At 71.9% G+C, this 21,310-nt stretch carries 22 protein-coding genes; 10 read left to right on the top strand and 12 right to left on the bottom strand.

Going from position 1 to position 21,310, the window contains the following annotated elements:
• Positions 1–17: 17 nt before the first annotated feature.
• A complete protein-coding gene (locus ACFQQI_RS24695) occupies positions 18–473 on the bottom strand; it encodes a hypothetical protein (RefSeq protein ID WP_378569273.1) in 456 nt (151 codons plus the stop codon).
• A 153-nt stretch (positions 474–626) separates the two neighbouring features.
• Here ACFQQI_RS24695 and ACFQQI_RS24690 point away from each other — a divergent pair, with 153 nt between their 5' ends.
• The 5 genes from ACFQQI_RS24690 (at position 627) to ACFQQI_RS24670 (ending at position 3,504) form a co-directional block, all read left to right on the top strand.
• Positions 627–1,028, top strand: a complete 402-nt coding sequence (locus ACFQQI_RS24690; RefSeq protein ID WP_378569272.1) for a universal stress protein — start codon at positions 627–629, stop codon at positions 1,026–1,028.
• A 123-nt stretch (positions 1,029–1,151) separates the two neighbouring features.
• Positions 1,152–1,688 (top strand): hypothetical protein, encoded by a 537-nt coding sequence (locus ACFQQI_RS24685; RefSeq protein ID WP_378569271.1) that lies wholly within the window; start codon positions 1,152–1,154, stop codon positions 1,686–1,688.
• A 115-nt stretch (positions 1,689–1,803) separates the two neighbouring features.
• Positions 1,804–2,388 (top strand): hypothetical protein, encoded by a 585-nt coding sequence (locus ACFQQI_RS24680; RefSeq protein WP_378569270.1) that lies wholly within the window; start codon positions 1,804–1,806, stop codon positions 2,386–2,388.
• A gap of 139 nt (positions 2,389–2,527) precedes the next feature.
• Entirely contained in the window at positions 2,528–2,863 is a 336-nt protein-coding gene (locus ACFQQI_RS24675) for a hypothetical protein (protein ID WP_378569269.1), read from the top strand.
• A gap of 65 nt (positions 2,864–2,928) precedes the next feature.
• The gene (locus ACFQQI_RS24670) at positions 2,929–3,504 is read left to right on the top strand and encodes an HhH-GPD-type base excision DNA repair protein (protein WP_378569268.1); all 576 of its coding nucleotides are present in this window, start codon (positions 2,929–2,931) and stop codon (positions 3,502–3,504) included.
• Positions 3,505–3,510: 6 nt separating this feature from the next.
• Here the strand turns inward: ACFQQI_RS24670 and ACFQQI_RS24665 are convergent, their stop codons facing one another.
• On the bottom strand, positions 3,511–3,711 hold the full coding sequence (locus ACFQQI_RS24665) for a hypothetical protein (protein WP_378569267.1): 201 nt from the start codon (positions 3,709–3,711) through the stop codon (positions 3,511–3,513).
• Between the two features lie 285 nt (positions 3,712–3,996).
• On the opposite strand from ACFQQI_RS24665, the gene ACFQQI_RS24660 reads away from it, so the two are divergent.
• Together ACFQQI_RS24660 and ACFQQI_RS24655 are read left to right on the top strand one after the other, a co-directional pair.
• On the top strand, positions 3,997–4,233 hold the full coding sequence (locus tag ACFQQI_RS24660; RefSeq protein WP_378569266.1) for a hypothetical protein: 237 nt from the start codon (positions 3,997–3,999) through the stop codon (positions 4,231–4,233).
• Positions 4,234–4,370: 137 nt separating this feature from the next.
• A complete protein-coding gene (locus ACFQQI_RS24655) occupies positions 4,371–5,840 on the top strand; it encodes an RNA polymerase sigma factor (protein ID WP_378569265.1) in 1,470 nt (489 codons plus the stop codon).
• An 8-nt stretch (positions 5,841–5,848) separates the two neighbouring features.
• On the opposite strand, the gene ACFQQI_RS24650 is transcribed toward ACFQQI_RS24655, so the two are convergent.
• The 4 genes from ACFQQI_RS24650 to ACFQQI_RS24635 all read right to left on the bottom strand — a co-directional run bounded on the left by ACFQQI_RS24650 (position 5,849) and on the right by ACFQQI_RS24635 (position 8,906).
• A complete protein-coding gene (locus ACFQQI_RS24650; RefSeq protein WP_378569264.1) occupies positions 5,849–7,240 on the bottom strand; it encodes a phytoene desaturase family protein in 1,392 nt (463 codons plus the stop codon).
• Between the two features lie 31 nt (positions 7,241–7,271).
• Complete coding sequence (locus tag ACFQQI_RS24645) at positions 7,272–8,108, bottom strand: EamA family transporter (RefSeq protein WP_378569263.1); 837 nt, start codon at positions 8,106–8,108, stop codon at positions 7,272–7,274.
• Positions 8,105–8,581 carry a DUF456 domain-containing protein gene (locus ACFQQI_RS24640; protein ID WP_378569262.1) on the bottom strand — a complete coding sequence of 159 codons (477 nt, stop codon included), beginning with the start codon at positions 8,579–8,581 and terminating at the stop codon, positions 8,105–8,107. The genes ACFQQI_RS24645 and ACFQQI_RS24640 overlap by 4 nt, the downstream gene beginning before the upstream one ends.
• Positions 8,582–8,672: 91 nt before the next feature.
• Positions 8,673–8,906 (bottom strand): hypothetical protein, encoded by a 234-nt coding sequence (locus tag ACFQQI_RS24635; protein ID WP_378569261.1) that lies wholly within the window; start codon positions 8,904–8,906, stop codon positions 8,673–8,675.
• Between the two features lie 492 nt (positions 8,907–9,398).
• On the opposite strand from ACFQQI_RS24635, the gene ACFQQI_RS24630 reads away from it, so the two are divergent.
• A complete protein-coding gene (locus ACFQQI_RS24630) occupies positions 9,399–11,387 on the top strand; it encodes a type IIA DNA topoisomerase subunit B (RefSeq protein WP_378569535.1) in 1,989 nt (662 codons plus the stop codon).
• Here ACFQQI_RS24630 and ACFQQI_RS24625 read toward each other — a convergent pair.
• The 6 genes from ACFQQI_RS24625 to ACFQQI_RS24600 form a co-directional block, all read right to left on the bottom strand.
• Entirely contained in the window at positions 11,354–11,629 is a 276-nt protein-coding gene (locus tag ACFQQI_RS24625; RefSeq protein WP_378569260.1) for a hypothetical protein, read from the bottom strand. The genes ACFQQI_RS24630 and ACFQQI_RS24625 overlap by 34 nt on opposite strands.
• A 114-nt stretch (positions 11,630–11,743) precedes the next feature.
• The gene (locus tag ACFQQI_RS24620) at positions 11,744–12,355 is read right to left on the bottom strand and encodes a hypothetical protein (RefSeq protein ID WP_378569259.1); all 612 of its coding nucleotides are present in this window, start codon (positions 12,353–12,355) and stop codon (positions 11,744–11,746) included.
• A 111-nt stretch (positions 12,356–12,466) separates the two neighbouring features.
• Positions 12,467–12,958, bottom strand: coding sequence for a beta-class carbonic anhydrase (locus tag ACFQQI_RS24615; RefSeq protein ID WP_378569258.1), 492 nt, complete (start codon positions 12,956–12,958; stop codon positions 12,467–12,469).
• Between the two features lie 20 nt (positions 12,959–12,978).
• On the bottom strand, positions 12,979–14,745 hold the full coding sequence (locus ACFQQI_RS24610) for an MFS transporter (RefSeq protein ID WP_378569257.1): 1,767 nt from the start codon (positions 14,743–14,745) through the stop codon (positions 12,979–12,981).
• 7 nt (positions 14,746–14,752) lie between these two features.
• Positions 14,753–15,454, bottom strand: coding sequence for an LppX_LprAFG lipoprotein (locus ACFQQI_RS24605; protein WP_378569256.1), 702 nt, complete (start codon positions 15,452–15,454; stop codon positions 14,753–14,755).
• A gap of 4 nt (positions 15,455–15,458) precedes the next feature.
• The gene (locus tag ACFQQI_RS24600; RefSeq protein WP_378569255.1) at positions 15,459–17,936 is read right to left on the bottom strand and encodes a DNA topoisomerase (ATP-hydrolyzing) subunit A; all 2,478 of its coding nucleotides are present in this window, start codon (positions 17,934–17,936) and stop codon (positions 15,459–15,461) included.
• A 59-nt stretch (positions 17,937–17,995) separates the two neighbouring features.
• Between ACFQQI_RS24600 and ACFQQI_RS24595 the strand changes: the two genes are divergently transcribed.
• On the top strand, positions 17,996–18,601 hold the full coding sequence (locus ACFQQI_RS24595; RefSeq protein WP_378569254.1) for a dihydrofolate reductase family protein: 606 nt from the start codon (positions 17,996–17,998) through the stop codon (positions 18,599–18,601).
• A gap of 9 nt (positions 18,602–18,610) precedes the next feature.
• Positions 18,611–21,307, top strand: coding sequence for a GNAT family N-acetyltransferase (locus ACFQQI_RS24590; RefSeq protein WP_378569253.1), 2,697 nt, complete (start codon positions 18,611–18,613; stop codon positions 21,305–21,307).
• Positions 21,308–21,310 lie beyond the last annotated feature (3 nt).

Here is a 21,310-nt window from a genome sequence, read left to right as displayed (position 1 = left end):
GGCGCCCCAGCGCGGGGTCAGCGTCGGCGCAGCCGCTTCCACTCGCGGCGTACGCCGGAGCGCGGGTCCAGCCAGCCGTGCCGGTTGACCAGGACGAGCGTGAGGTCGAGGCCGGCCTCGCCCGTCGCCGCGCGGGCCGCTGAGAGCCACTCGAGGTCGACGTCGCCGGCGATCAGCGGCGCCGACCGGGTGAGCCACAGCATCGGGACGGCGCCGGAGACCGGCGCGTTGCGGCGGGCGCCGCGCAGCAGGGCCGCGACGACGTCGCAGCGCAGCGCGTGGTCGAGTGCGTCGCCGGGGTCGCCCGCGAACACCTCCTCCCGCACTCCCGGCCAGCCCACGTGGAGCAGCGGGGAGTGGTGCCGGCGGTGCTCGCTCGTCGCGTGGTCGAGGACGGCACGCCGCAGCACGGCCTCGAGCGGCCGGCCGACCGGCTCGTGGATGCCCTCGATGTTGCTGCGTGGGCTGGTCATGCCGGGCCTCCCGTCGTCGGTGCCCAGCCTCGCCGGGACCCCGCCGCCGTGCAGGTGTCGTCCACAGGCATGCGTGTGCGCGTCCGGATCGGTTACGGTTCCGGTGGGCCGCGTGCCCGGACTGGTCACCGATTTCCGAGCTGGGGAGGATCGATGGGCAAGGTCGTCGTGGGTTATGTGCCCAAGCCGGAGGGCGAGGCTGCGCTCAGCACCGCCCTGGCCGAGGCGAAGCTCAGAGGCGCGAGCCTCGTCGTCGTGAACTCCCACCGGGGCGGCGCCGACTTCGACGCGGACGCCTCCACCCAGGTCGACCGCGAGATGAGCGCCGTGCGCAAGACCCTCGACGAGTCCGGTGTCGAGTACGAGGTCCGCCAGCTCGTCCGCGGCTTCGAGCCGGCCGAGGACCTGATCAGCATCGCCGAGGCCTGCCAGGCCGAGCTGATCGTGATCGGCCTGCGGCGCCGCTCGCCCGTCGGCAAGCTCATCCTCGGCAGCAACGCCCAGCGGGTGCTTCTCGACGCGCACTGCCCGGTGCTCGCCGTCAAGGCCGACTAGGTACTTCTAGGTACAACTAGGTCGTTCGGGCGGTTCGGGTCCGGCTCGCCGTGACCCGGATGGCCGTCACCACTGGGTCATTCGGCCCTGCCGCTGCGTCGCTCCGCGGACGACGCTGTCTCCATGAGTGCGTACCGCCGCACCTGGAACGTGGCCGTGTCCGTGGCCGCCCTGGTCGCCCTGCTCGGCGGTGGCGCGCAGCTCGGCTGGTGGGCGCTGACGGTCTCCGTGGGCATGATCGCGGGGCTCGGCGCCGCCTTCGGGTGGTCCTGGGAGGACCGGGGCCCGCGACGGCGGATCGCCGGTCTCTGCGCCCGGTGGTTCGGCGTCATCGGCCTGCTGTTGGTGGGCCTGCCGAACGCCATCGGCGGTTGGGCGATGCCGGTGCTCCTCATGCTGGGACTGTCCGCCCCGCGCCTGCTGCAACGCGTGACGCCGTGGCTCCACAGTCGCTGGCCGACGTTGCTGGCCGGTGAGCTCGCCGAGCTGAGCGACCGCGACCTCGAGCGGCGTTGGCGGCGTACGTCGGAGCGCCTGAACGACGCGCACACCACGCCGGCGATGGCACTCGACCTCGTGCGCGAGCGGCAGGGCCTGCTCGACGAGCTGGAACGGCGACACCCGGACGACTTCGCGGCGCGCGTGGTCCGCGCTGACTGACCGCCGACGGACCAAGGTCCCCCTGCCGGAGGCATCCGGCCCCTGTCGCCGGGCGGGCGGCAGGAGTGGACTCGAAGCAGCACGAAAGCCGCACGACCACGGGAGGAGAGACCCCATGAGCACCATCCACGGCTCGCACGCCACCACCACGACCCCGCAACCCGCCACCGGCGCTCGGGGTCTGACCCTCGCGGCCGCCCGCGCGCTCGCCGTCCTGCGCGTCGCGTTCGGCCTCACGTTCCTCTGGGCCTTCTTCGACAAGCTCCTGGCCCTCGGGTACCACACCGGCTACGACGCCGAGGGCAACCTCGACCGGTTCGGCGACGCCGCCTGGATCAACGGCGGCAGTCCGACCGAGGGGTTCCTCACGTTCGGTGCGAAGGGCCCGTTCGAGGACTTCTACCACTCCATCGCGGGCGACTGGTGGGCCGACTGGCTGTTCATGGCCGGCCTGCTGGGCATCGGCCTCGCGCTGACCTTCGGCGTCGGGATGCGGATCGCCTGCGCCGCCGGTGCGCTGCTCTACATGATGATGTGGACGGTCTACCTGCTCCCCGACAACAACCCGGTGCTCGACGACCACGTGCTCGGCGCGATCAGCCTGGTCGTGCTGGCGCTCACCTACGCCGGCGACACCTGGGGTGCCGGGAAGGCCTGGGCGCGTACGAACGTCGTACGTCGCTGGCCGGCCCTGCGCTGACCCGCTGACCGGCGACCCGTCGGCCCAGCCGAGCGCAACGACGGGTCGCCACGACCGCTCCGCTCACCGAGGTGGGCGGAGCGGCTTCGTGTGCGGAAACGGGCTCTGCCCATGTGACGTCCTGTGGTCGAATGCCGACATGAACGCGGGGTTCGACGACGAGGAGCTGCTCGACATCACCGTCAGTGGTGATGTCATCCGGTTCATGTGGGACTACACCGTCGCGGTTCCGCTGTGGGACAGGGAGGGCCTTCTTCCCGAGGAGCCCACCTGGCTGCGTCAGGTGCTCGGGCTGAGCGAGCCGCTGATCCGGGACCTCTCCTCCTGGGGACGGGCCATGAACCACCTCGATGAGAATCCGTCGCTTCGAACCGAGGAGGCGTACCGGGATCTCGACCAGCGCGCGAGGACGCTGGTCGACCGGCTACGGCGGGAAGTCGGCTCGCGCTACGTGGTCAAGTACAAGCCGTGGTGATGTAGCGGGTCGTGCAGCGCTCGCGGCCGGGGACGTCGTACGCAGACCTGCGGCAAGATGTCGACATGGCCACGATCCACATCACCGGCGACGACCACGCCGACCAGGTCCTGACCGACGACCCGTTCGCGCTGCTGGTCGGCATGATGCTCGACCAGCAGTACCCCATGGAGCACGCCTTCCGGGGACCGGCGAAGGTGCTCGAGCGGTTCGGCACCCTCGAGCCCGCGCGGATCGCGGCGGCCGACCCCGAGGAGTTCGCCGCGCTGTGCTCGACGCCGCCGGCGATCCACCGGTTCCCGGGGTCGATGGCCGCGCGCCTGCAGACGCTCGCCGGGCTGATCGAGGAGAAGTACGACGGCCGCACGGAGCGGATCTGGACCGAGGCGTCCGACGGCAAGGACCTGCTGAAGCGCGTGATGGAGATGCCGGGGTTCGGCAAGCAGAAGGCGCAGATCTTCGTGGCGCTGCTGGCCAAGCAGCTCGACGTACGGCCGACGGGCTGGGAGACGGCGGTGGGGGCGTACGCCGAGGAGGGGTACCGGTCCGTCGCCGACGTGGTCGACCCGGTGAGCCTGCAGAAGGTGCGCGACTACAAGAAGCAGAAGAAGGCGGCCGCGAAGTCCGCCACGGCCGGGTAGGTCGGATCAGGCGTCGAGCAGGGTCTGGCGCTTGAGCAGCTCGGCGGCGTTGCGCAGCGACACGATGTCGCCGACGAGCCGGTGCATCTCGGCGCGGCACTCCCGCATGATCGGGCTGCCGTCGGCCGACCGCAGGTGGTCCTGCAGCGCGGATGCGTGCTGCAGCGCGGTGGCCGCGGATTGGTCCACCAGCTCGACGACGTCCATGCTCTACCCCCAGTAGGCCTGACCCACCGGTGCTGCCGCACCGGCTTCGTCCTGATGACCCACCCCGATCAGGCCTCCAGGCTTCCATTGAGTCATTACTCCCGTCGGAGCGCCGGGGAATCGCGGGAGGACGGTGAGATATACCCCATGTGGGGTACGGCCGTGACCGCGCGCCCGGCAGCAATTATGGTCGGCTGTTGTCGGATTCAAGCGGCCCCGCGGGGGCCGCGCACTGGCGGAGTGGCTCGACCGCCGGGAGAACGCAGCAGCCATGGAGGGTGCCTCGTGCACACGGTCCACGTCCTCACCGTCTCGTCTGGTCTGCCCCTGGAACTGCTGGACGCGCTCCTGACCCGGACCGAGGCGATCCTGGAGGAGCACGGCGCGTCCCGGATCTGGATCGATCCGGCGCAGCCCGAGACGACCGTGATGGCCGAGTTCTCCGGTACGCCGGCACCCTCGGTGCCGCAGGACCTCGCGGGCGTCGGCGCCACCCCCGAGCCCGCACCCGTGCCGGCCTGACGATCTCGCGGCCGCGCCGCCGGGGGTGGGGGATTGCCGAATCCTCTGGGGGTGCGTGGCAGAATGGTCAGCGCGGCTCTTGACGACACCGGGATGGGCCGCGCCCATGATCTGGTCGGACCGTCGTTTCACGAGAGGTGTTCGTGTCCTCGAACGCACGCAAGATGCTCCCTGCCGAGGTGCTGTCGCACCCGTCCGTCGTGGCCCTCATCGAGCGGGGGAGGCCGACGGGAAGCCTCACCCCGGAAGAGGTCCGACAGGCCAGTGAGGACGCCGCGGTCGAGCCGCGCCACCTCAAGGCCCTCCTCGGCCACCTGAGCTCGCTGGGGATCTCGGTCCACCTGCCGGTCGCCACGACCCGCGCCGTCGCGGCGACGTCGACGCGCAAGACGACGACCGCCAAGACCGCGAAGGCACCGGCCAAGAAGGCCGCGCCCGCCAAGAAGGCCGCTCCCGCGAAGAAGGCCGCCGCGAAGAAGGACGCCGAGCCGCCCGCCGGCGAGACCGTCGGCGAGCAGGTCGAGGAGGTCGTGATCGGGCCGGACGGCAAGAAGGTCCTCCCGGACATCTCCGACGCGCAGTTCGAGAAGGACGTCGCGACCGACCCCTCCATCGAGGAGGACGAGAAGGAGGCCTCGTTCGTCGTCTCCGCGGCCGACGACACCGACGAGCCCGAGCAGCAGGTCATGGTCGCGGGCGCGACCGCCGACCCGGTGAAGGACTACCTCAAGCAGATCGGCAAGGTGCCGCTGCTGAACGCCGAGATGGAGGTCGAGCTCGCCAAGCGGATCGAGGCCGGCCTCTTCGCCGAGGAGAAGCTCGCCAAGGGCGGCAAGACCGCGGCGAAGCTCGAGGAGGAGCTCGAGTGGATCGCCGAGGACGGCCGCCGCGCGAAGAACCACCTGCTCGAGGCCAACCTCCGTCTGGTCGTGAGCCTCGCCAAGCGCTACACCGGTCGCGGCATGCTCTTCCTGGACCTGATCCAGGAGGGCAACCTCGGCCTGATCCGCGCGGTCGAGAAGTTCGACTACACCAAGGGCTACAAGTTCTCGACGTACGCCACGTGGTGGATCCGCCAGGCCATCACCCGCGCGATGGCCGACCAGGCCCGCACCATCCGCATCCCGGTGCACATGGTCGAGGTCATCAACAAGCTCGCCCGCGTGCAGCGCCAGATGCTCCAGGACCTGGGCCGCGAGCCCACCCCGGAGGAGCTCGCCAAGGAGCTCGACATGACCCCCGAGAAGGTCATCGAGGTCCAGAAGTACGGCCGCGAGCCGATCTCGCTGCACACGCCGCTCGGCGAGGACGGCGACTCCGAGTTCGGTGACCTGATCGAGGACTCCGAGGCGATCGTCCCGGCCGACGCCGTGTCGTTCACGCTGCTCCAGGAGCAGCTCCACGCCGTCCTCGACACGCTCTCCGAGCGTGAGGCGGGCGTCGTGAGCATGCGCTTCGGCCTGACCGACGGCCAGCCGAAGACCCTCGACGAGATCGGCAAGGTCTACGGCGTCACCCGCGAGCGGATCCGCCAGATCGAGTCCAAGACCATGTCGAAGCTGCGGCACCCGTCGCGCTCGCAGGTCCTGCGCGACTACCTGGACTGACGCCCGCCTCAGGCCCTGGAGACCCGGTCGAGGTCGGCGAGCGCGCGCAGCGCGGCCCGGTGGCCGCACATGCCGTGGACGCCGGGACCGGGGGCTGTCGACGCCGAGCACAGGTAGGTGCCCGGCACCCCGGTGGTGTACGGCGCGCGCCGTACCAGCTGGGGCACCGACACCATGCCGGAGCCGATGTCGCCGCCGACGAAGTTGGGGTTGTACGCCGCGAAGCCGGCCGGGTCGGTGACGTGCTGCGCGACGATCCGCTCCCGCAGGCCGGGCGCGAACCGCTCGAGCCGGTCGAGCACGAGGTCGGTCGCGTCGCCGGCGTACCCGTGCGGCACGTGGGCGTAGGCCCACACCGGGTGCACGTCGCCGACCGACCGTGTCGGGTCGGCGAGGTACTGCTGGCCGACGAGCACGAACGGCTGCTCCGGCAGCTCGCCGCGCGCCGCCTGCGCCTCGGCCCGGGCGACGTCCTCGAACGTGCCGCCGACGTGGACGGTGCCGGCCCGCCGGCACGCCTCGGCCGTCCACGGCACCCCGCCGCGCACGGCCAGGTCGAGCTTGTACGCCGCCATGCCGTAGCGCCACCGCGGCCGCGGGCGACGCGCGATGTCGGCGAACCCGGTCGGGGAGGTGTCGAAGAGCCGCACCCGGGCCTCGGGCAGGTCGGCGAACGCGCGGACCCGGACGCCGGTGCGGATCTCGCCGCCGAGTGAGCGCAGCAGGCTCGCGAGCGCGTCGGTGATCGCCCGCGAGCCGCCCTCGGCCACCGGCCAGCCGTGCCGGTGGCCGGACGCGATGAGCGTGACGCCGACGGCCGCGGTGGTCGGCCGGTCCAGCGGGCGGCAGATGTGGGCCGCGCAGCCGGCGAAGAGCGCGCGGGCGGCGTCGGTGCGGAAGCCGCGCGCGAGGGCCGTGGCGGGCAGCGCGGCCCGGAGCCCGAAGCGCGCGAGCGCCACCGGCCGCCGGGGGACGTGCAGCATCGGCGCCAGGATGTCGGGTGCCGCGTCGTCGAAGCGCCGCGCGAGCGGTCCGAAGATCGAGCGCCAGCGGTCGCCGTCGACGCCGAGGCCGGCGGCCGTCTCGTCGAGGTCGCGCACCAGCACCCCTGCCGTACCGTCCTCGAGCGGGTGCGCGAGGTCGACCTCCGGCCAGCGCCAGACCAGGCCGTGGTCGGCGAGCGGCAGCGAGCGGAGGTACGGCGAGCCGACGCCGAAGGGGTGGATCGCCGAGCAGACGTCGTGGCGCAGGCCGGGGACGGTCAGCTCCGCGGTACGGGTGCCGCCGCCGATCTCGTCGTGCGCCTCCAGCACGGTCACCGAGAGCCCGTGCTGGGCGAACGTGACCGCGGCGGCGAGCCCGTTGGGCCCGGAGCCGACGACGACGGCGTCCACGCTCATGGTCCTCAGGTTCCCATCGCGCGACGGCTCATCAGCCCGCGGCCACCAGGACGACCGCGCCGGCGCACAGCGCGAGCCCGAGGGCCTGCGTCCGGTGCACCCGCTCGCGCAGCACCGTGGCGGCGAGCAGCACCGTGAACGCCGGGTAGAGGGAGGTGATGACCGCGGCGACGGTCAGGAAGCCCCGCTGGGTGGCGACCTGGAAGAGCCCGGTCGCGAGCGACCCGAGGGCGCCGCTGATGATCCCGCCGAGCGCGTAGCGGTTGCGCGGCACCCAGTCCTGCCGGAGCGTCGTCGCGATCGCGATGATCGCCACGCCCGCGACCAGCTGGTTGAGGGCGAGCGGCAGCCAGCCGGCCTCCTCGGAGATCTGGGCGAGGGCGGCGAACAGCGACCCGAAGCCGAGGCCGGCGAGCACCCCGTCGAGCAGGCCGGAGCCGGGGCCGACGGGCGGGCCCTCGTCGGCCGGCTCGCGGGAGACCAGCCAGATCGCCGGCAGCGCGGCGAGGATGCCCAGCCAGACCAGCGCGCCGGGACGCTCTCCGGCGGCCACGCCGACCACGACCGGCACCAGCACGGCCCCGACGCCGGACACCGGCGCCACGACGCCCATCCGGCCCGAGGAGAGCCCGCGGTAGAGGAACGCCGTGCCGAAGCCGTTGCTGACCCCCGCGACCAGCGCCCACCCGAGGTCGCCTGCGGTCGGTGAGCCCCCGTCGACCAGCGCGACCGTCAGCACCAGCAGGGTGCCGGCGAGCTGGGCCATCAGGGACACCGCCCAGGCGCCGCCGCGCTTGGAGAAGATGCCGCCGTTGAAGTCGCCGAGGCCGTACGACGCGGCCGCCAGCAGCGACAGCAGCACGCTCATGTCGCGACGACTCCGCCGATCCAGACGAGGACGGCCACGAATGCGGCCAGGAACTCGATGACGATGCTCAGGCCCACGGCCTTGAGGGAGTGGACGGTCGAGGGCCAGGCCTCCCTGCTGCCCAGGCGCACGACCTCGGCGAGGTAGACGCCGAGCACGAAGCCGATGAACAGCCCGACGACGGGGACCACGAAGAACCCGACCACGCCCAGCAGCGCGCCGACCGCCTGGGTGGTGGCCGGCACGCCCGCGACCTGGAGCCGGCGACCGGGGACGACGTACTTGACCACCTGGCCGGCGGCCACCAGCGCGGTGGCCACGGCGAACACCGCCCACGCGGTGGCGCCGCCCTCGGCCCAGGCCCAGACGAGGACGCCGGCGACGACCAGCACGGACCCGGGCAGGATCGGCACGACGATCCCCACGAGCCCGACGGCCACCAGCAGGGCGGCGATGACGGTGGCGGCGGTCACGGGAGCAATCTCCCACAGATCGACGACGGCCAAATGCGCCGCGGCCCCGGACACGAGGTCCGGGGCCGCGGCGGAAGTCGGGGACGAGCGGTCAGCGCTCGTCGTCGCTGGCGCTGGCGGGGGTGTTCGAGAGCTTGTGGGTCTCGTCGACGACGTTGACGGCGATCTCCTTGAGCTTGTCCCCGTGCTCGCGGGCGTGGTGGGCGCAGAAGAGCAGCTCACCACCTGACTGGAGCTCCACGCGAAGGTAGGCCTGGGCTCCGCAACGGTCGCAACGGTCCGCTGCGCTCAGCGCCGCGGTGCTGGGGGCAACTGCAGTGGTCACATCGGCCTCATTTCTCGTACTGCCTCGGTGTCTGCCACAACGTAGCCATCGGTCCCAAGATTCCCGTCCTGGTGCTGATGAACCGTGGTGCGGAACACGTCGATCCAATCACGTTCCACCTTCCCCCATCGGCACATTTCCATGCGTTGAAAGGGTGTCGGTGCACAAATTCGGTCACTGGTCCAGAGGTGCTGTCGAGTTTGACGGGCAGGACCGGGCCCCGGTGCCGAAACGCGGCACCATATACCCGATCGTGTCCACATCGTGACGTGGATCCCACGCGGTCGAGCCGGGGAAGCGCTCTCCACGCTAGACCGGGGCCTGGCAGGCGTGCCTGCACCGGTGCCCGGCGTGTCGCAGGTAGATTCGGAGCCGACGCACGACCGGATTTCCCGTCCATCCCGCAGGAGCCCCACGATCGCCGACAACACGTACAACGCAGCGCACCTCCTCGTCCTCGAGGGGCTCGAGGCGGTCCGCAAGCGCCCCGGCATGTACATCGGGTCCACCGACACCCGGGGCCTCATGCACTGCCTGTGGGAGATCATCGACAACGGCGTCGACGAGGCGCTCGCGGGCGCCGCGCACACCGTCGAGGTGACGCTCCACGCCGACGGCTCCGCCGAGGTCCACGACGACGGCCGGGGCATCCCGACCGACAAGGAGCCCAAGACCGGGCTCCCGGGCGTCGAGGTCGTCGCGACGAAGCTGCACGCGGGAGGCAAGTTCGGCGGTGGCTCGTACGTCGCGACGGGCGGCCTGCACGGCGTCGGCCTGTCGGTCGTCAACGCGCTGTCGGCGCGGATGGACATCGACGTGGAGCGCTCGCCGTCGGCGCAGGGGCTGTCGTTCCGCCACGGCACGCCCGGGGTCTTCGCGAGCGAGGGGCCCGACGCGGCGTTCGAGCCGAAGTCGGGGCTGACCCGCAAGGGCGGGCGGGTCGCGAAGGGCCGGAGCGGCACGCGCATCCGCTTCTGGCCGGACCGGCGGATCTTCACCAAGGACGCCGGGTTCGTCTACGACGACCTCATCGGCCGCGCGCGCCAGACGTCGTTCATCGTCCCCGGCCTCGAGCTGGTGATCCGCGACCTGCGGGGGGAGACGCCGCGGGAGGAGAAGTTCCGCCACGACGGCGGCATCGCCGAGTTCGCCGACTTCCTGGCGCCCGACGAGCCCGTCACCGACATCGTCCGGCTCCAGGGCTCCGACACGTTCACCGAGACCGTGCCGCTGCTCGACGACAAGGGGCACATGACGCCGCAGGACGTCGAGCGCGAGCTCCACGTCGACGTCGCCGTGCGGTGGGGCACCGGCTACGAGACCGTGCTGCGGTCGTTCGTCAACGTGATCGCCACGCCCAAGGGCGGCACCCACGTCAGCGGCTTCGAGAGCGCCATCACCAAGACCTTCAACGACGCGATGAAGGCCACGAAGGTGCTCAAGGTCAACGACGACGACGTCGTCAAGGACGACGTGCTGGAGGGTCTGACCACGGTCGTCACCGTGCGCCTGGCGGAGCCGCAGTTCGAGGGTCAGACCAAGGAGATCCTCGGCACGCCGGCCGCACGCACCGTCGTACGCCGCGTCGTGTCGGCCGAGCTGAAGAAGTTCCTGACGTCGACCAAGCGCGCCGAGAAGGCCCAGGCCAAGCTCGTCATGGAGAAGGTCGCCAACGCGGCCAAGACGCGCCTCGCCGCGCGCCAGCACAAGGAGACCCAGCGCCGCAAGAACGCCCTGGAGTCGTCGGCGCTGCCGTCCAAGCTGGCCGACTGCCGCGCGGCCGACAACGACAAGACCGAGCTGTTCATCGTCGAGGGTGACTCGGCGCTCGGCACCGCCAAGCTCGCACGCAACTCCGAGTTCCAGGCGCTGCTGCCGATCCGCGGCAAGATCCTGAATGTCCAGAAGGCCTCGGTCGGCGACATGCTCAAGAACACCGAGTGCGCCTCGATCATCCAGGTCGTCGGGGCGGGTTCCGGACGCACGTTCGAGCTCGAGGCCCGCCGCTACGGCCGGATCATCTTCATGGCCGACGCCGACTCCGACGGCGCCCACATCCGCTGCCTGCTCGCGACCCTCTTCTTCAAGTACATGCCCGAGCTGATCGCCGACGGGCGGGTCTACTCCGCCGTGCCGCCGCTGCACCGCATCGAGATCTCCAACCCGAGGAAGGGGATGGACAAGTACGTCTACACGTACTCCGACGACGAGCTGCAGCGGAAGCTGGCCGACCTCAAGAAGAAGAACATCCGCTGGAAGGACCCGGTGCAGCGCTACAAGGGGCTCGGCGAGATGGACGCCGACCAGCTGGCGGAGACCACGATGGACCCGCGCCACCGCACGCTGCGGCGGCTGACCATCGACGACGCCGAGAGCGCGTCGGGGATCTTCGAGCTGCTGATGGGCTCCGACGTCGCTCCGCGCAAGGAGTTCATCGTCCAGGGCGCCTACGAGGTCGACATGGAGGCGCTCGACGCCTGACCGCCGAGGCGGTGCTTCTCCTCCTGGTTACGCAGCACCAGCCGCGACGCGAAGATGTAGAGCGGCTCGCGGTCGCCCCACGCGGGGACCAGGCCGACGAAGTCGTAGCTCTGGTTGGTGGTGAGCTCGATCATCGTCGCCTCGATGTAGTGGTGCTCGGGCGCGCGGCCGGAGCGGCCGCGGTAGTGCTGGCGACCGGCGGTGACCATGTCCGAGTGCGTCAGCACGTTGTAGTCGGCCATGCGGCGCGTGACCTCCCTGGTCGTGGATCTGGTGTCGGGGAGTCCATCGGCCGACGGCGCCCCGGCCTGAGGGGGTGGGGAGGGCGCCGTCGGCCGACGTGGCCCGCTCGGCTCCTAGCGCCGAGCGGGTGGACAGTGGACCCGGGGGTTCCAGTCGTCGAAGAGTCCGGCGGGGTTGTGCTTCCACGCCCACAGGTGCAGCTCGTAGAACGGCGGCAGCCCGTAGCGGTTGTCGGCGCCGACGAAGTGGAACGGCCGGCCGAAGAGCCGGGGCCGGCCGGTCGGGTGCTTCGCGCGCCAGTCGGAGCGGAAGACGACGTACTCGACCGCGACCAGCCGCTTGCCGTGGGCGGTCGGCTCGTAGACCAGCGCTTCGGGGTGTCCGGCGCGGGCCCGCCCGTCGGCGACCGCGTCGCCGTCGACCAGGTGGACGCCCATGCCGCCCGCGGGGTCGTCGATGCAGGCGATGCCGGCCGCGTCGCGGAGCAGCGCGTAGCCGTCGGCCTTCGCGCGCTTCGGGTGCCGGTACTTCGCCGTGTGGTCGCGCACGTCCTCGACCTGGGCGCGGACCTTCGGTCCGGGCTCCGGTCCGTGCCCCGGACCGTCATGGCCGGGCGCGGCGGCGGCGGTCGTCGGGGTCAGCACCGACACCGCGACGAGTACGGCGAGCCGGCGCCGGGTCATGCGGGAGCGCTTGCGCGAGTGGACCTGCGTGTGGAGCGGCATGGCCGCCTCCTCTCGTTCGGTTCCTGACCGGACGAGACTGGCGGCGGGGGCGGGGTCTGCGAATCGGGGAGATGCCCCTGTTGTGGGTGCGACCTCCCTATTTCGCCTCCCTCAGAACCTCTGGTCGAGCAGGCCGGTGTCGACGTCGTAGATGAAGCCGCCCACCTCGACGGAGTCGGGGACGAGCGGGTGCGAGCGGACCTTGTGGACGTCCTCCCCGAGGGCGGACACCTGGTCGGCGATGACGGGGAACGGCTGCCACGACGCGTCGATGCCGGCGGAGGCGGAGACCCGCTCGCGCAGCTCCTCCTCGGTGCTGCTGGCGACGGCGCAGCGGGTGTGGGGGACGACCAGGACCCGCTCGACGCGCAGCAGGTGCACGGCGAGCACCAGGGCCTCCATTGCCTGCGGCGTGACGCGCCCGCCGGGGTTGCGGAAGATCTTGGCGTCGCCGGGCTTGAGCCCGAGCATCCCCAGCGGGTCGATGCGTGAGTCCATGCAGGTGACGATCGCGACGCCGGCGTGGGCGACGCCGTCGAATCCGGCGAGGTCGAAGGAGGCGGCGAAATCCCGGTTGGCGGCCAGCAGGTCGTCGAAGGTCACCCGGGGAACATAACCGAGGATCAGCCGGCCGAGCGCAGCAGGTCGCCGGTCGAGATCGCCCGGGTCGGGGCGTTGCGGAAGAGGAGCAGCGCGAGCAGGGCCGCGACGACGGCGCAGACCGCGGCCCCGATGAACACCGTCTGCTCCTGCGCGATGCCCGCGAGCTTGAGCAGCCGGGTGAACTCGGCGCACCGGCTCTCGCCGTCGCAGACCTCGCGGACCGGAGGCACGTCGGCCTGCTCGGCGTAGTAGCGGCGCAGCCCGATGGTGGTGAGCGCGGAGATGCCGACGAGCATGCCGACCATCCGCGACACGACGACGAAGGCGCTCGCGAGGCCGTGGACGTCGTCGTCGGTGCTGGCGAGCACGGCCGCGTTGACCGGCGCGAGCGCGAGCCCGAAGCCCAGGCCGCCGATCACCAGCGGCAGCGTGGAGACCGGGCTCTCCAGGGACTCGAGGTCCCACGTCGCCATCCAGAGGAAGCCGGCCGCCGCCAGCGCCATGCCGGCGGCGGTCACGACCCCGGCCGGCAGGCGGTGGGTGAGGTAGCCGCCGACGACGGCACCCACCGGCAGGGCGACCAGGAAGCGCACCAGCACCAGCGCCGCCATCAGCTGCGACCCGGGGTAGACCGTGGTGCGCGCGAAGAGCGGGATGTCGATCAGGGCGGCGATGAGGGCCGCGCCGACGAAGAAGCTCACGAGCATCGCGCCCCAGGCGGGGGTACGCCGCATCGCGCCCGCCGGGACGAGCGGCCGCTCGACACGGCGTACGTGCACGACGAAGGCGACGGCGGCGAGGGCAGCGGCGAGCAGGTACCAGGCGCCCTGGTCGGAGAAGACCTGCACCTTCGGGTCGGCGGTCGCGAACGCCAGCACGATCCCGGCCAGCGCCAGCGCGAGCAGCAGCGCGCCGAGCGCGTCGGCCTCGCGCACGGTGCGGATCCACCCGCGGATGTCGAGGAGCGGGCGCGGTGCCGTGCAGCAGCGCAGGACGAGGAGCACGAAGGCGCCGATCGCGATGAGGCCGAGGGGGGTGAGCCAGCGGCTGTCGCCGGTCAACGGGATGAACAGCCGGCCCCAGGTCAGGTCGCGCATCAGCTCGCTGGGCTGGACGAATACGAGGGTGCCCGCGACCAGCGTGACGAGCGCCAGGGCGAGGCCGATCCAGTCGAACGTCCGGTGGTTTCGAGACGGGCGCAGAACGCCCTCCTCAACCACCGTGTGGTCACCGCCCAGGTGGTGGATCGCGGCGGCGAGCACGAGGCCGACGGCGAGGTTGATCAGGAAGATCGCCCGCCAGTCGGCGACCGCCAGCACCAGCGCGCCGAACAGCGGGCCGAGGACGCTGCCGATCTCCTGGACTGCCGACACCACCCCGAGCGGTACGCCGCGCCGCTCGACCGGGTAGAGGTCGGCGACCAGGGCGAGGGTGGCGGGCACCAGCCCGCCGCCGCCGACGCCCTGCAGGAACCGGCCGGTGACCATCGTCGGCATGTCGTAGGCGAGGGTCGTGAGCAGCGAGCCCAGCGCGAAGACGAGCAGGGCCGCGACGAGCACCGGCACCCGCCCGCGCAGGTCGGCGATGTGGCCGATCAGCGGCAGCATCGCGACGTACCCGAGCAGGAAGCCGGAGACGATCGGCGCCGCCCGCTGCAGCTGCTCCACGGGGATGCCCGCGCTCGCCATCATGTCGGGCAGGGCCAGCACGACGACGTAGGTGTCGGCGGCCGCGAAGGCCACGGCGACCGCGGCGAGGCCCAGCAGCCAGCGCGACGAGCGGGTCATGTCGCGCTCACGGCGCGGTGATGTCCTTCTCGGTGCCGTACTCGTCGAAGGTCACCGTGTAGGTCATCGAGTCGGCGTCCTCGTAGAAGACGCCCGTGAGGTCGGCGCTGCGCAGCTCGCCGTCGTCGGTGACGGTGTACGTCGCGTCGAAGTCGCCCGAGGCGGTCGGGATGATGTTCTTGACGACGTCGCCGGAGACCGTGCCGGTGTACTCGGTGAGGACCTCCTTGTTGTCCTCGCCGCCGCGCACGCTCTCGCCCGCCTCGAGGTCCGTGGTCGCGTCGAGCAGCGACGAGAAGCCCGCGTCGGGGCTCATCAGCGCGGCCGGGTCGGGCGCGCCGTACTCTGCCGGGTCGATGTCCTGCCACCCGGTGGTCAGCGGGAGCTGGACGAAGACCTTGTCGTCGACGGCGACGACCGGCACCTCGAAGGCCTGGCCGGACAGCACGACCGTGATCGTGCCCTCGAACGCCGGGGCGTGGGTGCCGACGCCGTCGGCCCGCTCGACGCCGGTGACGCCGTCGGGGAGGTCCTCGGTGCTGAGCGTGAGCGCGACGCCGCTGGTCTCGTCGAGCGTCTGCTTCGCCGCGGCGAGCGCCTCCTCGGGGTCCTGGTCGGACCCACCGCCGTCGTCGCCGCTGCAGGCGGAGAGCGACAGTGCGAGGAACCCGGCCGCGAGGGCCGCCGTCAGACGGGTGGAAGAGCGCACGCGGTCAGCCTTCCACACGGATCCGCGTCGCTACCGGGCCTGCGCAGGCGACGATCGGCTGGCTCGCGGGCGTGCCGGAGCCGTCGCGCCTGCCGGTCGCCGGCGGGAGCTCGACCGGGGCACCGCTGGCAGCGGCGGCGCGGGCGGGCGCCGTGCCGACCCACGCGAAGACCAGGGCGTCCTCGCCCTTGAGGAAGCGGTGGCAGCGCACGCCGCCGGTCGCGCGACCCTTGGCGGGGTACTCCGAGAACGGCGCGACCTTCAGCGCACCGGGCTCCGTGCCGGGCAGCGCGGTCGACGACCCGGACGACGTGACGACGACCGAGCCCTCGGGTGCGTCCGGGTCGACCGCGCCGAACCACGCCACCCGCTGGCCGGCCGTCACCCGGATGCCGGCGATGCCGCCGCCCGAGCGGCCCTGCGGCCGGACCGCGTCGGCGCCGAAGTGGAGGAGCTGGGCGTCGGAGGTGACGAAGCACAGGGTCTCCGCGCCGGTGGTGAGCTCGACGGCGCCGACGACCTCGTCGCCGTCGGCCAGCCGGATCACCTCCCAGTCGTCGCGGTTGAGGACCTCGGGGTTGACCCGCTTGACGATGCCCTGGCGGGTGCCGAGCGCGAGGCCCGGGCCGTCGGTCCGTAGCGTGCAGAGCGCGAGCAGCCGCTCGCCGGTCTCGAGGCTGAGGATCTCGCTCACCGGCAGGCCGCCCGCGAGGTGCGGGTCGTTGGCGGTGTCGGGCAGCTGCGGCAGCTCGAGCACGCCGATCTTCACGAGCCGGCCGGCGCTCGTCAGGCCGCCGACCTCACCGCGCGCGGTCGCGCGCACGGCCGAGACCACGACGTCGTGGTTGGCGCGTCCGCCGCCCTGGCCGGGCTGCTCGGCGTTCGCCGTGCGCGCCAGCAGGCCCGACGACGAGAGATAGACGAAGCACGGGTCGTCGGCGACCTCGAGCGGTACGGCGGCGGCGCTGACCGTCGTGCCCGCGGACTCGAGCAGCACGGTGCGCCGCGGGGTGCCGTACGTCTTGGCGACCTCGGCCAGCTCGTCGGAGACGACCTTCCAGCGGAGCTTCTCGTCCTCGATGATCGCGTCGAGCTCCTCGATCGTGCGGCGCAGCTCGTCCTGCTCCTTCTCCAGCTCGATGCGGGAGAACTTCGTCAGGCGGCGCAGCGGCATGTCGAGGATGTAGTCGGCCTGGATCTCGGTCAGGTCGAAGACCGACATCAGCCGCTCCTTGGCGGCCGCGGCGTTGTCGCTGGAGCGGATCAGCTGGATGACCTCGTCGATGTCGAGGATCGCGATCAGCAGGCCCTCGACGAGGTGCAGTCGGTCGGCGGCCTTGCCGCGGCGGAAGACCGAGCGGCGCCGGACGACCTCGAACCGGTGGTCGAGGAAGACCTGGAGCATCTCCTTGAGCGACAGCGTGCGCGGCTGGCCGTCGACGAGCGCGACCGCGTTGATGCCGAACGAGTCCTCCATCGGCGTCAGCTTGTAGAGCTGCTCGAGCAGCGCCTCGGGCACGAAGCCGTTCTTGACCTCGATCACCAGCCGCAGGCCGTTCTCGCGGTCGGTGAGGTCCTTGATGTCGGAGATGCCCTGGAGCTTCTTGCTCTGCACGAGCGTCTTGATGCGCTCGACGACCTTCTCGGTGCCGACGCCGTACGGCAGCTCGGTCACCACGATGCCCTTGCGGCGGTTGGTGATGCTCTCGACCCGGGCGGTGGCGCGCATCCGGAACGACCCGCGGCCGGCCTCGTAGGCGTCACGGATGCCGTCGAGGCCGACGATCTTGCCTCCGGTCGGCAGGTCGGGTCCCGGGATGAACCGCATCAGGTCGTCGAGGTCGGCCTTGGGGTGGGTGATCAGGTGGCGCAGGGCCTGCACGACCTCGACGAGGTTGTGGGGCGCACAGTTGGTCGCCATGCCGACCGCGATGCCCGTCGTACCGTTGACGACGAGGTTGGGGATCGCGGACGGCAGCACGCCGGGCTCGTACTCGCGGCTGTCGTAGTTGGGCTTGAAGTCGACCGTGTCCTCGTCGATGGAGGCGGTCATGGCGACCGCGGGCGGCGCCATCCGGCACTCCGTGTAGCGCATCGCGGCGGGGGAGTCGTCCGGGCTGCCGAAGTTGCCGTGCCCGTCGATCATCGGCAGCCGCATCGACCACGGCTGGGCCATGCGCACCAGTGCGTCGTAGATCGCGCTGTCGCCGTGCGGGTGCAGCCGGCCCATGACCTCGCCGACGACGCGGGCGCTCTTGACGTGGCCGCGGTCGGGCCGCAGGCCCATGTCGTTCATCGTGAACAGGATCCGGCGCTGCACCGGCTTCAGCCCGTCGCGGGCGTCGGGCAGCGCCCGGGAGTAGATGACGGAGTAGGCGTACTCGAGGAACGACGACTCCATCTCCTGCTTGATGTCGGTGTCGAGGATGTGCTCCTCGAAGTCGTCGGGGAGCGGGTCCTGCTTCGTCGTACGCCGTGCCATGGCGCCATTCTTGCCGGTCGGTCCGATGAATCCGCGGAGGCGGTCCGGTCTGTCCCGGCATGGGAACCGTGATCATGCACGCAGTGGTGTCGGTCGACGGCTTCATCGCCGACGAGCACGACGACGTCGGGCCGCTGTTCGAGTGGTACTTCAACGGTGACGTCTCGCTCGCGTCGGGGGAGATGGCCGACCCCGAGCCGGGCGGGTTCCGCGTCTCGCGGGCCTCCTACGACTACACGCGGCCGATGTGGGACGGCATCGGGGCGATCATCCAGGGCCGGCACCTCTTCGACCTCACCAACGGCTGGGAGGCGAAGCCGCCGGCCGGCGACCACCTCCTGGTCGTGTCCCACCGGCCCAAGCCCGACGGCTGGCACCCCGAGGCCGACGTGCCGTTCTTCGACGACGTGGCCGCCGCGGTCGAGGAGGCGAAGACGCGGGCCGGTGACCGGGTGGTCGCCGTCTGCGCCGGCGAGATGGGCGCCCAGGCGCTCGCGCTCGGGCTGGTGGACGAGGTCGCCATGGACGTGGTGCCCGTCGTCTTCGGGACGGGCAAGCGCTACTTCGGGTCGATCGCGGCCCAGCACCTCCTGGAGGACCCGCACACGGTGGTCCGGGGCGACCGGGTGCTGCACCTGCGCTATCGCGTCCGGGGCGGCCGGTAGATTTCTCGTGTGACCCAGCAGGACGTGCCCGTCGCCCCGGCCCACTGGGAGGCCGACGTCCTCCTGCGCGACGGCAGGACCGCGCACATCCGGCCGATCCGGCCCGAGGACCGCGAGGTCTTCGTCGAGTTCTACTCCCGGGTGTCGGACCAGTCGAAGTACTACCGGTTCTTCTCGCCGATGCCCCGGCTCTCCGACCGCGACGTCGACCGGTTCACCCACGTCGACCACGTCGACCGGGTCGCCTTCGTGCTCACCCTCCAGGGCCGGATCATCGCGGTCGGCCGCTACGACGTGATCAAGCCGGGGGAGGCCGAGGTCGCCTTCCTGGTCGAGGACCAGCACCAGGGGCGCGGCATCGGCCAGCTGCTCCTCGAGCACCTCGCCCAGGCGGGCCGTGAGCGCGGCGTGGAGCGCTTCATCGCCGAGGTGCTGCCCGACAACGCCCGGATGATCCAGACCTTCCGCGACGCGGGCTACCGGGTGGCGAGCGAGTACGAGGAGGGCGTGCTCCAGCTCGAGTTCTCGATCGACCCGACCGACACCGCCATCGGGCTGATGTCCGCGCGCGAGCACCGCGCCGAGGCGGCGTCCATCGAGCGGTTCTTCAACCCGCGGTCGGTCGCGGTCATCGGCGCCAGCCGCCGCCAGGAGACCATCGGCCAGGCGCTGGTGCGCAACCTGGTGACCGGTGACTTCACCGGCCGCGTGTACGCCGTGAACCCCACGTCGAACGCCGTGTCGGGGCTCCCGACGTACAAGTCCGTGACCGACATCCCCGACGACGTCGACGTCGCGGTCGTCGCGGTTCCGGCCGAGTCGGTGCAGGACGTCGTGCTCGACTGCGCGGCGAAGGGCGTGCACGGCCTGGTCGTGGTCTCGGCGGGCTTCGCCGAGACCGGCGAGGAGGGCCGGGTGCGGCAGCGCAAGCTGGTCGGGCTCTCGCGGTCCTACGGCCTGCGGCTGATCGGCCCCAACTGCCTCGGCATCATCAACACCGACGGCAAGGTCTCGCTCAACGCGTCGCTGTCGCCGCTGATGCCGCCGCGCGGCCGCGCCGGCTTCTTCTGCCAGTCGGGCGCGCTCGGCACCGCGATCCTGGAGAAGGTCTACAACCGGGGCCTGGGCCTCTCGACGTTCGTCAGCGCCGGCAACCGCGCCGACGTCTCCGGCAACGACCTGCTGCAGTACTGGGAGGAGGACGACTCCACCGAGGTCGTGCTGCTCTACCTCGAGTCGATCGGCAACCCGCGCAAGTTCTCCCGGATCGCCCGGCGGGTCTCGCTGCGCAAGCCGATCATCGCGGTGCGCTCGGGCCGGACGACCCAGGGCGTGCCGATGGGCCACGCGGTACGCCGGATCGCGGCGCCGCCGGCCGCGGTGGACGCGATGTTCCGCCAGGCCGGCGTGATCCAGGTCGACACCCTCGACGAGATGTTCGACGTCGCGCAGCTCGTCGCCCACCAGCCGCTGCCGCGCGGCCGGCGAGTGGCGATCGTCGGCAACTCCGACGCGCTCGGCCTGCTGGCCGCCGACGCCGCCGCCGCCGTCGGCCTCGTGGTCAACAAGTCGACCGCGCTCGGCGCCGACGCGAGCGGCGAGGACTTCGAGGACGCGCTCGACGAGGCGATCGACGACCCCGAGATCGACTCGGTGATCGCGGTCTACGTGCCGCCGATCAACGTCTCGGGCGAGGACGTCGCCAACGTGCTGGCCGCGGTCGGCGAGCAGTCCGACAAGCCGCTGGTCTCGTCGTTCCTCGGTGCCGAGGGCGTGCCCGAGCTCCTGCGCGTGCCCGACGTGGCGGGCTCGACGGCCGGCCGCGGCTCGGTGCCGTCGTACCCCGGCGTCGAGGCCGCCGTCCGCGCGCTCGCGCACGTGGTCGAGTACGCCGTGTGGCTGCGGACGCCCGACGGCGAGTCGGTCGACCGCGAGGCGGTCGACGAGGCCGGGGCGAAGCGGCTCGTCACCCGGATCCTCGCCGAGCACCCCGGCGGCACCGAGCTCGGCCTCGACGACCTCACCGACCTGCTGGCGGCCTACGACATCGAGCTGTGGCAGACCCGCCACGTGGCCTCCCGTGCGGACGCGGTCAAGGCGGGGGAGGACCTCGGCTGGGACGTCGTGCTCAAGGCGACGGCCGAGCACCTGCGCGAGCGGCCCGACCAGGCGCACGTGTGGCGCAACATCGACGACGCCGACGAGATGGGCGACGCTTGGGACACGCTCGGCAGCGTGATCTCCGAGCCGGAGCACGCCGGGTTCGTCGTGCAGAAGAACTCGCGCCCCGGCGTACCCGTGGCGATCCGCAGCATCGAGGACCCGCTCTTCGGGCCGGTCGTGTCGTTCGGCATCGCCGGCCCGCTCACCGAGCTGCTCGCGGACCGCTCGTATCGGATCCCGCCGCTCGGCGGCCGCGACGCCGCGTCGATGGTCCGCGAGATCAAGTCGTCGCCGATGCTGTTCGGCTACCGGGGCAGCGAGGTCGTCGACGTCGCCGAGATCGAGCGGCTGATCCAGCGGGTCGCGCAGCTGCAGAACGACCTGCCCCAGGTGAGCGCGCTCGAGCTGTCGCTGGTGCTCGCCGGCGCCGACGGCGCCACCGTGCTGACCGCCGCGGGGCGGGTGGAGCCGGTCGTCGATCCCCGGTCGGACTGGTTCGTCCGGCGCCTCTCCCGGCCCGCTGGGGACACGCTGCCGTCGTGAACC

Origin of the sequence: Nocardioides sp. GCM10030259 (genome assembly GCF_042666375.1) — a bacterium.
Classification (GTDB): domain Bacteria; phylum Actinomycetota; class Actinomycetes; order Propionibacteriales; family Nocardioidaceae; genus Nocardioides.
The sequence above is the reverse complement of the archived record's forward strand: the minus strand, read 5'-3'. Positions and strand labels throughout refer to the sequence as shown.